Below are 232 nucleotides of genomic sequence, written 5' to 3' on the forward strand. Positions count from 1 at the left end.
TAATGGTACTCTTTGTAATCTTATTTATAGATAAATGGCTCCCTTTATGAAGCAGTTATGGCTTGGATTAATTGTTGTTTTAGTTTTGTTTTTATCAGCATGTTCAAATGAAAATAGTCCACCAGATGTAGATGCATTAGTTTACGAAAATGCAAAGCCATTGTCTGATTTTACGCTAAACGATCAGCGCGGCGAATTAGTGACTAAGCAACAATTTTTAGGACAGTGGAAT

At 34.1% G+C, this 232-nt stretch carries 1 protein-coding gene; it reads left to right on the forward strand.

The features are described 5' to 3' along the window. Positions 1-46: 46 nt before the first annotated feature. Positions 47-232: hypothetical protein (locus AAEY80_RS14900; protein ID WP_350588648.1), on the forward strand; the 186-nt coding region annotated here is incomplete at its 3' end.

It is taken from the genome of Psychrobacter sp. 78a-MNA-CIBAN-0178 (assembly GCF_040309625.1).
In the GTDB taxonomy this organism is placed as follows: Bacteria; Pseudomonadota; Gammaproteobacteria; order Pseudomonadales; family Moraxellaceae; genus Psychrobacter; species Psychrobacter okhotskensis.